Source organism: Ruicaihuangia caeni, assembly GCF_029952955.1.
GTDB classification, from domain to species: Bacteria; Actinomycetota; Actinomycetes; order Actinomycetales; family Microbacteriaceae; genus Ruicaihuangia; species Ruicaihuangia caeni.
In genome coordinates this window covers 896,737-910,270 of the sequence record NZ_JASATX010000001.1, presented here as the reverse complement: position 1 = coordinate 910,270, position 13,534 = coordinate 896,737, and the positions used below count along the sequence as shown (strand labels likewise).

General features: G+C 68.4%; 13 protein-coding genes. 4 read left to right on the top strand and 9 right to left on the bottom strand.

Annotation, left to right across the window (positions count from 1 at the left end):
- Nucleotides 1–23: 23 nt before the first annotated feature.
- The 3 genes from QF206_RS04190 to QF206_RS04180 all read right to left on the bottom strand — a co-directional run bounded on the left by QF206_RS04190 (nucleotide 24) and on the right by QF206_RS04180 (nucleotide 3,471).
- Nucleotides 24–1,790 (bottom strand): DEAD/DEAH box helicase, encoded by a 1,767-nt coding sequence (locus QF206_RS04190; protein ID WP_281488129.1) that lies wholly within the window; start codon nucleotides 1,788–1,790, stop codon nucleotides 24–26.
- A gap of 63 nt (nucleotides 1,791–1,853) precedes the next feature.
- The gene (locus QF206_RS04185) at nucleotides 1,854–3,119 is read right to left on the bottom strand and encodes a DNA polymerase IV (RefSeq protein ID WP_281487923.1); all 1,266 of its coding nucleotides are present in this window, start codon (nucleotides 3,117–3,119) and stop codon (nucleotides 1,854–1,856) included.
- 91 nt (nucleotides 3,120–3,210) lie between these two features.
- Nucleotides 3,211–3,471, bottom strand: a complete 261-nt coding sequence (locus QF206_RS04180) for a GlsB/YeaQ/YmgE family stress response membrane protein (protein ID WP_281487922.1) — start codon at nucleotides 3,469–3,471, stop codon at nucleotides 3,211–3,213.
- A gap of 115 nt (nucleotides 3,472–3,586) precedes the next feature.
- Between QF206_RS04180 and QF206_RS04175 the strand changes: the two genes are divergently transcribed.
- On the top strand, nucleotides 3,587–4,372 hold the full coding sequence (locus tag QF206_RS04175) for an SGNH/GDSL hydrolase family protein (RefSeq protein WP_281487921.1): 786 nt from the start codon (nucleotides 3,587–3,589) through the stop codon (nucleotides 4,370–4,372).
- 92 nt (nucleotides 4,373–4,464) lie between these two features.
- On the opposite strand, the gene QF206_RS04170 is transcribed toward QF206_RS04175, so the two are convergent.
- Nucleotides 4,465–5,748 carry a D-alanyl-D-alanine carboxypeptidase family protein gene (locus QF206_RS04170; RefSeq protein ID WP_281487920.1) on the bottom strand — a complete coding sequence of 428 codons (1,284 nt, stop codon included), beginning with the start codon at nucleotides 5,746–5,748 and terminating at the stop codon, nucleotides 4,465–4,467.
- Nucleotides 5,749–5,776: 28 nt separating this feature from the next.
- Nucleotides 5,777–6,580 (bottom strand): TrmH family RNA methyltransferase, encoded by an 804-nt coding sequence (locus QF206_RS04165; RefSeq protein WP_281487919.1) that lies wholly within the window; start codon nucleotides 6,578–6,580, stop codon nucleotides 5,777–5,779.
- Nucleotides 6,581–6,707: 127 nt separating this feature from the next.
- Here QF206_RS04165 and QF206_RS04160 point away from each other — a divergent pair, with 127 nt between their 5' ends.
- Nucleotides 6,708–7,565 (top strand): Sir2 family NAD-dependent protein deacetylase, encoded by an 858-nt coding sequence (locus tag QF206_RS04160; RefSeq protein WP_281487918.1) that lies wholly within the window; start codon nucleotides 6,708–6,710, stop codon nucleotides 7,563–7,565.
- Here QF206_RS04160 and QF206_RS04155 read toward each other — a convergent pair.
- Nucleotides 7,534–8,700 (bottom strand): glycosyltransferase family 4 protein, encoded by a 1,167-nt coding sequence (locus tag QF206_RS04155; RefSeq protein WP_281487917.1) that lies wholly within the window; start codon nucleotides 8,698–8,700, stop codon nucleotides 7,534–7,536. The genes QF206_RS04160 and QF206_RS04155 overlap by 32 nt on opposite strands.
- Nucleotides 8,697–9,635 (bottom strand): alpha/beta fold hydrolase, encoded by a 939-nt coding sequence (locus QF206_RS04150; RefSeq protein WP_281487916.1) that lies wholly within the window; start codon nucleotides 9,633–9,635, stop codon nucleotides 8,697–8,699. Before QF206_RS04150 ends, QF206_RS04155 begins: the two co-directional genes overlap by 4 nt.
- Before the next feature lie 71 nt (nucleotides 9,636–9,706).
- Between QF206_RS04150 and treS the strand changes: the two genes are divergently transcribed.
- Together treS and QF206_RS04140 are read left to right on the top strand one after the other, a co-directional pair.
- The gene (gene treS / locus QF206_RS04145; protein ID WP_281487915.1) at nucleotides 9,707–11,431 is read left to right on the top strand and encodes a maltose alpha-D-glucosyltransferase; all 1,725 of its coding nucleotides are present in this window, start codon (nucleotides 9,707–9,709) and stop codon (nucleotides 11,429–11,431) included.
- 72 nt (nucleotides 11,432–11,503) lie between these two features.
- Nucleotides 11,504–12,193 carry a 3'-5' exonuclease gene (locus QF206_RS04140; RefSeq protein ID WP_281487914.1) on the top strand — a complete coding sequence of 230 codons (690 nt, stop codon included), beginning with the start codon at nucleotides 11,504–11,506 and terminating at the stop codon, nucleotides 12,191–12,193.
- Nucleotides 12,194–12,338: 145 nt separating this feature from the next.
- On the opposite strand, the gene QF206_RS04135 is transcribed toward QF206_RS04140, so the two are convergent.
- On the bottom strand, nucleotides 12,339–12,593 hold the full coding sequence (locus tag QF206_RS04135) for a type B 50S ribosomal protein L31 (protein WP_281487913.1): 255 nt from the start codon (nucleotides 12,591–12,593) through the stop codon (nucleotides 12,339–12,341).
- A gap of 130 nt (nucleotides 12,594–12,723) precedes the next feature.
- Nucleotides 12,724–13,506 (bottom strand): ABC transporter ATP-binding protein, encoded by a 783-nt coding sequence (locus tag QF206_RS04130; protein ID WP_281487912.1) that lies wholly within the window; start codon nucleotides 13,504–13,506, stop codon nucleotides 12,724–12,726.
- Nucleotides 13,507–13,534: the final 28 nt, after the last annotated feature.

The window sequence follows — 13,534 nt, the reverse complement described above, 5'->3', positions numbered from 1 at the left end:
CCAGTAGTGGGGACCACGGAGCGTCAACCCCGTGTCAGCCACTTCCGAAGCAGGTCGATGCGCGCTTGTAGTTGGGCAACGCTCGCCTGCGCGACGGGCGGCCCGCCTGTCGCTCGACGCACCTCCGCGTGCACCATCGCATGAGGCTGATTCGTGTGCTTCGCCCGGATGCCGACGAGGCTGTTCAGCAGGGCCCGTTGCTCCTTGAGCGTGCGATAGAGAGGCTGCGGCACGTCGTCTTCCCGCTGCTGCGCGGGCCGCTCACGCATCCGCTTCGACTGCCGTCGCTGCCGGTGCCGGAGCAGATCGCTCACCTGCTCGGGATCGAGCAGCCCCGGAATCCCGATGAAATCGAACTCCTCGGGAGTGCCGGGCACGGCCAGTTGCCCGAACTCGTCGCCGTTGTACACGGCCTTCTCGAAGGTGGCGCTCGACTCCAAGGCCTGCCACGTGAACTCCTGCTGGAGCTCTGCCGAAGCCTTCTCCTCACGGTTGGCCTCGGCCAGCATCGCGTCTTCTTCGGCGAAGAGGTCGCCGTCATCCGACCGCTCGCGGTCGAGCGCGTGATCGCGCTCGAGCTCAAGACGGGTGGCGAGCGCGAGCAGTTGCGGCACGCTCGGAAGGAACACGGTCGCGGTCTCCCCCCGGCGCCGGGTGCGCACGAACCGGCCGATCGCCTGGGCGAAGAACAACGGGGTGGAGGCGTTCGTCGCGTACACGCCGACGGCCAGCCGCGGCACGTCGACGCCCTCCGACACCATGCGGACCGCAACCATCCATCGCGAGTCCCCGGCCGAGAACTCGTCGATGCGCTCTCCGGCCGTGGCGTCGTCGCTCAGCACGAGCGTCGGAGCCTCACCGGTGACCTCGCGGAGGATCGCCGCGTACGCCTTGGCCGCTGCGTGGTCGGTGGCGATGACGAGGCCTCCGGCATCCGGAACCGCCCTTCGCACCTCGCTCAGGCGCACATCTGCGGCGCGCAGCACGGCTGGGATCCACTCGCCCTCGGGGTCGAGCGCGGTGCGCCATGCCTGTGAGGTGACGTCCTTGGTGTCCGGCTCGCCGAGGCGAGCCTCCATCTCGTCGCCCGATCGCGTGCGCCAGCGCATGGTGCCCGCGTACGACATGAAGATGACGGGCCGCACGACGCCGTCTGCAAGGGCGCGCCCGTAGCCGTAGTTGTAGTCGGTCTGCGAGGTGCGGATGCCGCGCTCGTCGCGCAGATATCGCACGAACGGGATCGGCGCCGTGTCAGACCGGAAGGGAGTGCCGGTGAGCGAGAGCCGCCGTGTCGCCTGCTCGAACGCCTCACGGATGGCGTCGCCCCAGCTCAGCGCGTCTCCGCCGTGATGCACCTCATCGAGAATGACGAGGCTTCGGCCGGACAGCGTGAGACGTCGATGCACGCTCGCGTTGGTCGCCACCTGCGCATAGGTGATGGCGACGCCGTGATAGTGCCGGCCGTGCGTGCCGTGGCTGTTGCGGAACTCAGGATTGAGACGGATGCCGACGCGGTGCGCCGCGTCGGCCCACTGCTTCTTCAGGTGCTCCGTCGGGGCGACGACGGTGATGCGATCGACCGTGCCGCGCCGGAGCAGCTCAGTGGCGAGTCTCAACGCGAAGGTCGTCTTGCCGGCGCCCGGAGTCGCAGCCGCGAGGAAGTCGCGGGGCTCGCGCTCGAAGTAGGCGTCGAGGGCTTCCACCTGCCAAGCGCGCAGCTTGTCGGCGGTGCCCCAGGGCGCACGTGCCGGAAAGCTCGGAGAGAGGTGCTCGGCCGCGAAATTCCCCATTTGGGGTTGGAGCTGCGGCTGGGCGTTCACTTCAGCAAATGGTAGCCGCGACCGCCGACAAGGTCACACCGGACGGTCTCGATCCGCCTGCTCGCGCGCGTGGTGACGTCTGGCGCCCCCGGGGCCGAGCAATGCCGCGGGCCGCAGAGCGCCCTCCCCGAACTTCGCATTGAGCGCGTCGACGGCGGCTTCGGTGTCGCGCCACGATTCGTCGTCGTCCCAGAGGACGGCGCCGCCCCCGGCATCCGCGGAGAGCTGCTCCGCGCGAACCCCGATCAGGCGTACGCCCTCGCCATGTCGTCCGAGCGCCTCGAGCAGGGTGACCGCCTCCTCGTAGACCCGCCTGCCGAGATCGGTCGGCTCGTTCAGGGTGCGCGACCTCGTGAGCGTCGTGAAGTCGTGAAGGCGCAGCTTCAGGGACACCGTGCGGGCCGCGACATCGCTGCGTCGCAGGCGCTCACCCACGCGGAGCGACAGTCGGAGCAGTTCCCGCTTCAGCGTCTCAGCATCCCTCACGTCGGTCTCGAAGGTCGTCTCATGGCCGATGCTCTTCTCGGCCGAGACGGTGTCGACGATGCGCGGATCGCGACCCCACGCCAAGGCGTGCAGCCGCGTGGCCCCCGCATCTCCGATGGCCGCGCGCAGCGTCTCGATCGGTACCGCGGCGACATCCGCGACCGTTCTGAGGCCCAGCCTCGTCAGGTGATCCGCCGTCTTCGGTCCGACACCCCACAGGGCGGAGATCGGCTGCGGATGCAGGAATCGAAGCGTGTCGGGCTCGGGCACGATCAGCAGCCCATCCGGTTTCGCCCGGGTCGATGCGAGCTTCGCGAGGAACTTGGTCGGCGCCGCGCCCACGGAGCACGTCAACCCGGTGCGATCCAGCACGCGCCGACGCAGTTCGGTGCCGATCGCGTAGGCGCCGCCGAACAGCGCGCGGGCGCCGGTGATGTCGAGGAACGCCTCATCGATGCTGAGGGGCTCGACGCGCGGGGTGAACTCTTCGAAGATCGCGCGCACCTGACGTGAGAAGTGCTGGTAGCGGTCGAAGTGCGGTTCCAGCACAACGGCGTGCGGGCAGCGGCGCAGCGCGACGGCCATGGGCATCGCCGAGTTCACGCCGTAGCGCCGCGCTTCGTAGGTCGCCGCGGTCACGACCGAGCGCGCGCTCGCGTGGCCCACGATCACCGGCTTGCCACGGAGGTCCGGCCGCTCGAGCAGTTCGACGGAGGCGAAGAACGCGTCCATGTCGACGTGCATGATGGTCGCGGTGCGATCGTCGAGCGGCGCTGTGGTCACCTGCCTCGACGAGCCGTCTTGCTTGCTCACGCGAACATCTTCGCACCCGTACGACGCAGAACACCGGGGGCGGGTGCCGGTCGAGCCGGCCACCGCCCCCGGTGTCGATGGCTGTTGCGGACTACGCTCGCTTGCGAGTGAGAGCGCCCCAGATGAGCAGCACGATGATGGCCCCCAGAATGGCGAGCAACCACGTGCCGAGGTCGAAGAATTCGGTGAGGCCGCGGTTGAAGAACAATGAGCCGATCCAGCCGCCGAGGATGGCTCCGACGACGCCCAGCAGCAGCGTCACGAGCCAACCGCCGCCCTGCCGACCCGGCAAGATCAGCTTGGCGATGGCGCCCGCGATGAGTCCGAGGATCAGGAATGCGAGGAATCCCACGGTGTCCTCCCTTTCTCCGGGGTCCGTCGTTGTGGTCCCCGCCTGTGCAAAGAGTGACACGCCGGAAAACATGCGACAAGGGACGCCGTCCCCGCGTATTTGGGAGGCTTGACCCATGACGCAAGTGCACCCATGGACGCGGTACGTCGCGATCGGCGACTCGTTCACCGAGGGGATCGGCGATCCCGAGCCGCGGAGCGTCGGCGGCCATCGCGGCTGGGCCGACCGCGTCGCGGAGGTGCTCGCCCGCAGCCATGACGACTTCGCGTACGCCAATCTGGCCGTGCGCGGCCGCCTGCTGCAGCAGATCATCGACGAGCAGGCCGGCGCAGCCGTGGCACTGCAGCCGGATCTCATCACCGTGTCGGCCGGCGGCAACGACATCATCAGGCCCGGCACCGACCCTGACGAAGTCGCGAGCCGGATGGATGGCCTGGTCGAGACCCTGCGCTCCTCGAACGCGACCGTCGTGCTCTTCACCGGTCCTGATATCGGTCATACGCCGGTGCTCGGCAGGCTTCGCGGCAAGGTCGCCATCTATAACGAGAACCTGCACACGGTAGCCGCCAAGCACGACGCGATCATCGCCGACATGTGGGCGTTGCGCGAGCTGCGCGACGCGCGCATGTGGGCTCCCGACCGGCTTCACTTCTCGCCGCTTGGTCACCACACGATCGCGCGCATGGTGCTCTCGGCGCTGAACGTGCCGAACGATCTCGAACCGATGCAGCCCGAACCGCTCCCCCGGTACAGCTGGCGGCGCGCGCGTGCCGACGACATCGTCTGGGCGCGGGAGCACTTCGTTCCGTGGGTGATCCGCCGCATCCGGCATCAATCCTCCGGTGACTTCATCACCCCGAAGCGCCCGCTCCCGGGCTCAGTGCGACTCGAAGACGACTGAGCGTCAGCGCGCCGCCCGCGAAGGGCGAGACCGGCTGGATGCCGCGGCCGCAGACGATGTGCAGGCCACGTGGAGCGAGGGACTCCCGCCGTTCAGAACAGCTCAGCCGGGTTGGTCAGCCGCCACCAGGGGTCGGGCTCCGAGAGGGCCTCGTCGAGCACGAGTGGCACTTCGACGGTCTCGCCGCCCACGACGAAGGTCGCGACGCCGACCCTCGCCCCGGCCTCTGCACTGCTCAGCGGGGTCGAGCTCACCAGCACCGACACGGGCGTGTTCGACCACGCCACGATCGATGCGTCAGCGGCGGCAGTCAGCCGGGTGCGCTCGTCCCAGGCGGTCGAGTACGTGCCGAAAGCTTGTCCTGCCTGCGTCAACGACAACTCCTGGAACCCGCTGCCGGCACTCGCGAGCGCATTGCGAACCGCGTCGCTCAAGGCCTGCCGCCCTGGTGCTCCGAGTACGACCCCGTGCACGCGCACGCTGTGCTCGCCCACCGGGATGTCGGCTGCGAACAGGAGATTGTGGCCGAAGTCCATGAGCGTGCCGGTCTTCACGCCGATGACGCCAGGGTCGCCGAGCACGGGGTTCGTGTTCTCGTACGGCCCGATGTCGTGCATGCCTCCTTGAGCGATGCCGACGATCTCGGCGATGACCGGATGCTGCATCGCGAGTTCCGCGAGCGGCAGCAGGTGCGCGGCCGACGCCCGATTCGCCGGGTCCAGCCCGGTGCAGTCGACGATCGTGATGCCGGTGAGACCATTGGCGGACAGCCACGCCCCAGCAGCATCCACGTACGCGGCTTCTGAGCCGAACGCCCACGTGACGAGTGTCTCCGCGTAGTTGTTCGCCGAGACCACCAGGAGCAGTTCAAGCAGTTCGTGCTGCGTGAACGCCAGACCCGGGGCGACCGGCCGGACGGACCCGTTCCAAGCGAGTTGCTTGTGGTAGTGGTCGAGGTCGGCCGCGGTGGTGGCGATGACCGGTCCCGGTTCGCCTGCTTCGAGCGGGTGCGCATCGAGCACGACGAGCGCCGTCACGACCTTTGCGATGCTGGCGATCGGCAGGGCCTCGGCGCTCCCCGCCGAGGCGAGCAGGCCGACAGGATCGGCATCCGTCGGCACCCCGGCACCCTCCGGCGCGACCGCTGCGCGATCGCCGAACCCCTCGGCGCCGATCGCGCTAGCTCCCCACTCAGGCAGTGCCACCTGGGCCGCGGGGCCGCTCTCGACGGAGTACGGCGCGAGGGTCGCTGCGGCTTCGGGAAGAGGAGCCATCAGCGTCGCGGGAACATAGGCGCCGACGCCGAGCAGCACCGCGAGCGTGCCGAAGACGGCGAGCCTGCGTCGGAAGTAGATCTGTCGACGGGTCAGCGGCACCGCAACAGTCTAGGCACGAGCCCGGTCGTCAGCGGGTACGCAACTCCCAGAGCGCGACAGCCGCCGCAGAGGCGACATTGAGCGAGTCGACGCCGTGGTGCATTGGAATCCGCACCGCACGGTCTGCCGCAGCCATCGCCGCCTCGCTGAGCCCGTCGCCCTCTGAACCCATGAGCAGTGCGACGCGCTCGGGCGCTTCGGCCGCATACTCATCCAGCGCCACCGCGTCGTCGGTGAGCGCCAGGGCCGCGATCTCGAATCCGGCGCGGTGCAGCACCTCGCCGGCATCCGGCCACTCCGGGAGTCGAGTCCACGGCACCTGAAGCACAGTGCCCATGCTCACGCGCACGCTGCGGCGGTAGAGCGGATCGGCGCAACGCGGCCCGATCAGCACCGCGTCGGCCCCGAGGCCCGCCACAGCACGGAAGCCGGCACCCACGTTCGTGTGGTCGACGATGTCCTCGAACACCACCACACGGCGCGCTCCCTCCAGCAGTTCGGCCGGGTCGGGAAGCCGCGGGCGGTGCATCGCGGCAAGCGCGCCGCGGTGCATCTGGAACCCGGTGATCTGCTCGAGCAACTCGGCGTCCGCCATGAACACCGTCACGTCGTGGCCCTCGAGGAAGGGCGCGATGTCGCCGAGCCACTTGTCCTGCAGCAGCACCGACCGTGGCCGGTGACCGGCCTCCAGTGCCCGGCGGATGACTTTGGCGGACTCGGCGATGTAGAGCCCTTCGAGCGGTTCACGAACCCGGCGGAGCGCCACGTCGGTGAGGTTCCGGTAGTCGTCGAGTCCCTCGTGCTCGAGGTCGTGCACTTGCTCGATCCGCACCCGCGGCCTCCGCTTCCTCTGCCATGTGACGCCGCTCGGCCGATGGCCGTTCGCCCGCGGCGGCGCCGCGAGCGCGTCCCCGCCGTGCGGAACACTATCGCGCCCTCCGGTGTTATGACTGGTGACCATGAGACACCACGCGCACGCACCGGGCCTCGACGCTTCGCTCGGCGCGCAGGCTGACGCCGCGGCCGACTTGCTCGCCGGGCACCTCGTCGCGGTGCTCACCGGTGCCGGGCTGAGCACCGACTCGGGCATCCCCGACTACCGAGGAGAGGGCGCGCCGAAGCGTGCCCCGATGACGTGGCAGACCTTCAGCGGGAGCGAGAACGCGCAGCGCAGGTACTGGGCGGGCGGCCATCTCGGGTGGCGCCGCTTCGCAGCAGCGCAGCCGAACGGGGGTCACCGAGCGCTGGCCGAGCTCGAGCACGAGGGCGTCACCAATGGAGTGATCACCCAGAACGTCGATGGGCTGCACGTGCGCGCCGGTTCGAAGCGCGTGGTGGCCCTCCACGGCAGCGGTGACCGGGTGCGCTGCCTGGCCCACGGTCATGAGCTGCCGCGGGCCGAGATCGAAGCCCAGATCGGTCGCAGCAATCCGTGGCTCGACGCGATGTCGACGGATGCGGCGCTGAACCCCGACGGCGATGCCGAGGTGGCGGCGTACGACAGGCTGGTGCTCCCCCGGTGCCCCGTCTGCGGCGCTGCGATCCGGCCCGATGTCGTCTTCTTCGGCGAGCTCGTGCCGGCAGAGCGTTTCGCCAAGGCCGCGGCGATGGTCGAAGAGGCCAGCGCATTGCTCGTGGCGGGGTCGTCGCTGGTGGTGAACTCCGGCATCCGCATCGTCGAGCGCGCACGGCGCGAGCACAAGCCGATCGTGATCATCAATCGCGGCATCACGCGGGCCGACGGCAGATCGGTGCTCAAGCTCGATGCCGGCACCAGCGAGCTGCTCAGCGCGATTCGCGACCGCTTGCGTCGCTGACGGCGTTGCCGCGCTCGATCGAGCCGAGGCGCTCGACCCTGTCGCCGACTCTGCCCGTCTCACCGCTGCTCACCCGTTGGAGCAGCTCCAGCAGGATGCCCGCGGAGCGTTCCCAATCGAACAGCCGGGCCTGCTCGGTTCCCGACTTCGAGGCGGACAACCAAGCCGCGTCGTCCTCGAGGGCTCGCAAGGCGGAGGCGACCCCCTGGGCATCATCCGGGTCGAAGTACCGTCCGGCATCGCCGGCGATCTCCCTGAAGATCGGGATGTCGCTCACGACGACGGGCGTGCCGTGCGTCATCGCCTCGACGAGAGGGATGCCGAATCCCTCGTCGCGCGAAGCGTGCACGAGCGCAAAGGCACGCGAGAGCAGCTCGTCGTACTCCTCGTCGCTCACTCCGTCGTGGAACACGAGTGCGCCGGCCGGGGCGAGTTCTTCGTAGCGCCCGCGATCGGCATCCGTGATCCCGCTGAGCAGGTGCAGCCGATACCCGGGCAGAAGCCGCAGCGCGCGGGCGAGCACCTCGACGTTCTTGTACGGCATGAACGATCCCATGTACACGAGATCGCGGTTCGCCGGCGGTTGGCGCCTCGACCCCTGCTCAGCGCCGTCGGGTGCCGTGTCTGCGGCGTTCGGTACGACCGTGATCGAGCGCTTGGTGAGCCGATGCTCGATCATCGAGCGCTTGGTCGTCTCTGAGACCGTCACCACGGCGTCGGCGCCGTTCAGCAGCAGTCGTTGCGGCCACCACGCCAGGTGGTACAGCCGCCACAGCACCCGAACGAACCACGGCAGGTTCCGCGGCGGCATGGGATTGGAGTAATAGATCAGGTCGTGCAGTGTCGAGACCAGTCGGTAGCGTCGCCCGAGCGAGCCCATGGTCTGCATGGGCGTGAAGACGACGTCGGGCCGCAGCCGGTTCACCTGGAGCGCCACGAAGGGCTCCCGCCACGAGGTCGGCGATGACACCTTGCGCCAGGCGAGCGGCGGCAGCTTCTCCAACTGGCGTTCGTCGCTGATGAGCATGACGAGCGGATGCCGCTTCGCGAGTGCCGCGACGATGCCCGCCGTGAAGCGGCTGATGCCGTCGTGACGGCCCACGCGCACATACCGGCAGTCGACGATGAGCCTCATCCCTCTGCCATCCGCTCGGGTTCGGTGTGGGACTCGAGACCGAGGAACGACGCGATCTCGCCCGCTGCGAGCTGCGGTGCCTCGTAATGGATCAGATGCCCGACGCCGTGCACGACGGCCAGCCGCGGCTCCGCGAAGAGCCGAGCGAGGGTGTGCTGCTTGGGCAGCGGTGTGATCTGGTCGCGATCGGCGGCGATCAGAAGCGTCGGGGCGGCGATCTTGTCGGCGAATTCGCGAACGTCGTGCGACACCGACGCCTTGAATGCCTCGAGCACCACGGCGCGATCTCCGAACGCGCTGAAGTATCGATCGTGCTGGTTGTGCACGAACCGGCGAAGCACCGGATCCCGGCGTGTCACCATGGCGATGCTCATGACCCGCACGATGAGGCGGTTGCGCAGCAGCGCGAAGCCGAGCCGTTCAGGCAACGCGGCGGCGACCCGGTAGTAGAGCACCGCGAGCCGTGTGAGCACCCCGTTCGGTCCCTCGAGCGCGGGCGCCGCGATCGGGTTCACGAGCATGAGCCTCGATGCGCCGAGGCCATCAGCCGCTGCGGCCGCGACGACGATCGAGCCGAAGGAGTGCCCGAGCACGGGAGAGCCGCCGGCGCCTGCTTCGGCGACGAACGCGCGAAGCCACGCGGCGTAGCCGGCGATGTCATGGCGCCCATCCTGAAACGGCTGCGACTCGCCGAAGCCGGGAAGGTCTGGAATGACGACGCGGAGGCGCCCTGCTCGGATCGATGGCGCGAGACCCGCGACGATGGGCTCCAGGCCGTGGTGGTCGCCTCGGAACCCGTGCACGAAGACCACGGAGATCGCGGCATCCTCGTCGCCGTACTGCCAATACGCGGTGCGGGCGCCCCTCACCATCGCCTCCCCCCGGAGCACCGGGAGCGTAGCGAGCGCAGCGGCGTAGGGCGAGGGAACGGACATCCGTCAAGTGTATGAGTCGAGAGACGGGGCCACCTGGAGGGGCTCAGCATGCGCGCCTAGACTCGGCGGATATGAGCTTCACCGCGCCCATCACGCTGCCCGGCCTCGCGCTCGACCCTCTGTGGTACAAGCGGGCGGTGTTCTACCAAGTGATGGTGCGCTCCTTCGTCGACAGCAACGCCGACGGCACCGGTGACCTCGAGGGCCTCCTGTCGAAGCTCGACTACCTGCAGTGGCTCGGCGTCGACGCGCTCTGGCTGCCGCCGTTCTTCACGTCTCCGCTCCGCGACGGCGGCTACGACGTGGCCGACTACATGTCGATCCTGCCGGAGTTCGGAACCATCGAGCAGTTCCGCGAACTGGTCACCAAGGCGCACGAGCGGAACATGCGCGTCATCATCGACCTGGTGCTGAACCACACGTCCGACCAGCACGAGTGGTTCAAGCAGTCGCGCAGCGACCCCGACGGGCCGTACGGCGACTTCTACGTGTGGAGCGATACCGACGACAAGTACAAGAACGTCCGCATCATCTTCACCGACTACGAGGACTCGAACTGGGCATTCGACTCCGAGCGGCGCCAGTTCTACTTCCACCGCTTCTTCTCGCACCAGCCCGACCTCAACTTCGAGAATCCAGCCGTGCACGAGGCGATCTTCGAGATCGTGCGGTTCTGGCTCGATATGGGCGTCGACGGGTTCCGCCTCGACGCGGTGCCGTACCTCTACGAGTCGGAGGAGGGCAACGGCGAGGGCGAGCCGCCGACTCATGAGTTCCTGAAGCGGCTCCGCGCGCTGCTCGATCACGAGTACCCCGGTCGCATCCTCATCGCGGAGGCGAACCAGTGGCCCCGCGAGGTCACGGCGTTCATGGGTACGGAAGAAGAGCCCGAATGCCACATGGCCTTCGACTTCCCCGTGATGCCGCGCATCTTCTATGCGCTTCGCTCGCAGCAGGCGGACGAGCTCGTCAAGGTGCTGTCGGAGACGACCGACGTGCCGCCCGGCGCGGGCTGGGGCGTCTTCCTGCGCAACCACGATGAACTCACCCTCGAGATGGTGAGCGAGGAGTACCGCCAGGCGATGTACGGCTGGTACGCGTACGACCCGAGGATGCGGGTGAACGTCGGCATTCGTCGGCGTCTCGCGCCGCTTCTCGACAACTCGCGTCCTGAGCTCGAGCTCGCGCACGCGCTGCTGTTCTCGCTCCCGGGCAGCCCGTTCCTCTACTACGGCGATGAGATCGGCATGGGCGACAACATCTGGCTGCCCGACCGCGACGCGTCGCGCACGCCGATGCAGTGGACTCCCGACCGCAATGCGGGATTCTCGAGCGCCGACCCCGGCAAGCTGTTCCTGCCGGTCGTGCAATCGCTCGTGTACCACTACGGGCACATCAACGTGGAGTCTCAGTTGGCGCAGTCGCGCTCACTGCTGCACTGGGTGCGCAATGTGATCCACGTGCGCAAGGCGCACCCGGCCTTCGGACTCGGCACCATCAGGGTGCTGGAGACGGATCACCCCGGCGTGCTCGCCTTCCTCCGCGAGTACGAGGGCTCCGACTCCACCCCGGGAGATGAGCCCGAGCGGATCCTGTGCGTGTTCAGCTTCGTTCACAACCCGGTCTCGGTGCGGATCACGATGCCCGACGAGCCCGGAACCCCGACCTTCGACCTCTTCGGCGGGGCGCGCTTCCCCGACGTGGGCGAAGACGGAGCGCTGTCGTTCACGCTGGGCACGCAGAGCTTCTACTGGCTGCACGTCGGCCAGCCGCGATTCAGCGCCGCGCGCCTCTGATCGCGCGGCCCGGTTGCGGCGCACCGCCTGTCGCGGCGCGGCGATGACGGAGGGCTTCGATACGGTGCCCGTATGGGCGCATCGTGGTTGCAGCAAGTGGGAGTATTCGACCTCGAGACCACAGGCGTCGACGTGGAGACGGCGCGCATCGTGTCCGCACACGTCGGCGTGCTCGACGACGACGGCAACGTGGTTGAGCAGCTGGAATGGCTCGCCGACCCGGGCGTCGAGATCCCCGAGGGAGCCGCGCAGGTGCACGGCATCACTACGGAACGGGCGAGAGCCGAGGGGCGTGCCGCTGCTGAGGTCGTCGCCGAGATCATCGACGCGCTGCGCGGCCTGTTCGCGCGCGGTGTGCCGGTGACCGTGTACAACGCGCCGTACGACTTCACAGTGCTCGATCGCGAGGCCAGACGGCACGGGATCGAGCCGCTGGCCATCACCGGCACCGTCATCGACCCGCTCGTCATCGACAAGCAGGTCGACCGCTACCGCAAGGGAAAGCGCACGCTCGAGGCCGCCTCCGCGGTGTACGGCATCGAGTTGCTGCGCGCACATGACGCAGGATCCGACGCCATCGCCGCGGGCCGCGTGGCACTCGCCATCATCCGCGCACACGCCGCGCTGCTACCCGCCGACCCCGCCGAGCTGCATCGCTCGCAGGCGATGTGGTCGTCGGAGCAGGCAGCGAACTTCCAGGCGTACATGCGGCGCGTGCGAGACCCTGAGTTCGTCGCGCGAGGCAGTTGGCCGAGTTACTGAATCAGGTGCGGCGAGGGCGACCCCGAACGGGATCGCCCCGCTGCATCAGACGCGAAGAGGCGACCCCGAGTGGGATCGCCCTGCTGCACCAAATGCAAAGAGGCGACCCCGAAAGGGATCGCCTCTTCTGTGCTGGTGCTGCGGCTTACTTGCTGCTGCCGAAGCCCTTGAAGCGCTGGTTGAACTTCTCGACGCGGCCCGCGCTGTCGAGGATGCGCTGCTTGCCCGTGTAGAACGGGTGCGACTCCGAGGAGATCTCGACGTCGATCACCGGGTAGGTCTCACCGTCGAGCTCGATGGTCTTGTCGCTCGTCGCGGTCGAGCGCGTGAGGAACGTGGCGCCCGACGCGAGGTCGCGGAAGACGATCGGCTGGTATTCCGGGTGGATGTCGGTCTTCATGGTGATCCCTTGAGGTTGTGGTTCGTGCTGCGATCGCTCTGCCGAGCGCTTGACCGGAACGCGGTGCAGCGAAATCTACGGCTGTGGAGCCAGCGATCTACATTACCAGATCGAAGGCATAAGGATGCGGTCAGGCAGCGCGGGCGCTGAAGCGTCCGTCGCGCTTGGTGACCTCCAGGTCGAGCCCGAAGGTACGGCCGAGGTGCTCGGCCGTGATCACCTCGTCGACCGGCCCAGAAGCTGTCACGTGACCATCTGTTAGGAGCAGGGCATGCGTGAACCCTGGCGGGATCTCCTCGACGTGGTGCGTGACCATGACGAGCGCGGGCGCCTCCGGGGCGCTCGCGTAGCCGCCGAGCAGTTGCAGCAGCTCTTCACGCGCGCCGAGGTCGAGGCTGGCGGCAGGTTCGTCGAGCAGCATGATCTCCGGGTCGGTCATCACTGCGCGAGCGATCTGCACTCGTTTCTGCTCGCCATCGCTCAGGTCGCCGAAGCGACGCGAAGCAAGCCCGGCGAGGCGCCACTCCTTCAGCACGCGCTGCGCGCGGCGCACGTCGAGATCCTCGTACTGCTCGTTCCACCGGCCGGTGACCGAGTATGCCGCGGTCATGACCGCATCCAGCACCGTCTCGCCAGCGGGGATCCGCCGGGCCATGGTCGACGACGCGAACCCGATTCGGGGACGCAACTCGAACACATCGGTCTTCCCGAGCACTCCTCCGAGCACTTCGGCGCGACCCTGCGTCGGGTGCAGGGCAGCCGCGGCGATGCGGAGCATGGTGGTCTTGCCGGCGCCGTTCGGCCCGAGAATGACCCACCGCTGGTCTTCTTCCACCTGCCAATCGACTGCGTCGAGGATCGCATTGCCCTCGCGGATGACCGAGACACCGGAGAAGTCGAGTACGCGTGACATGGTGCCTCAAGCTTAGGGTGCGCCAGGC

Bases quoted from the DNA above. Each gene is read 5' to 3' on its own strand.
- QF206_RS04190 (WP_281488129.1), bottom strand. From the start codon at position 1,790: ATGGGGAATTTCGCGGCCGAGCACCTCTCTCCGAGCTTTCCGGCACGT.
- QF206_RS04175 (WP_281487921.1), top strand. From the start codon at position 3,587: ATGACGCAAGTGCACCCATGGACGCGGTACGTCGCGATCGGCGACTCG.
- QF206_RS04160 (WP_281487918.1), top strand. From the start codon at position 6,708: ATGAGACACCACGCGCACGCACCGGGCCTCGACGCTTCGCTCGGCGCG.
- QF206_RS04155 (WP_281487917.1), bottom strand. From the start codon at position 8,700: ATGAGGCTCATCGTCGACTGCCGGTATGTGCGCGTGGGCCGTCACGAC.
- QF206_RS04150 (WP_281487916.1), bottom strand. From the start codon at position 9,635: ATGTCCGTTCCCTCGCCCTACGCCGCTGCGCTCGCTACGCTCCCGGTG.
- treS (WP_281487915.1), top strand. From the start codon at position 9,707: ATGAGCTTCACCGCGCCCATCACGCTGCCCGGCCTCGCGCTCGACCCT.
- QF206_RS04140 (WP_281487914.1), top strand. From the start codon at position 11,504: ATGGGCGCATCGTGGTTGCAGCAAGTGGGAGTATTCGACCTCGAGACC.
- QF206_RS04135 (WP_281487913.1), bottom strand. From the start codon at position 12,593: ATGAAGACCGACATCCACCCGGAATACCAGCCGATCGTCTTCCGCGAC.
- QF206_RS04130 (WP_281487912.1), bottom strand. From the start codon at position 13,506: ATGTCACGCGTACTCGACTTCTCCGGTGTCTCGGTCATCCGCGAGGGC.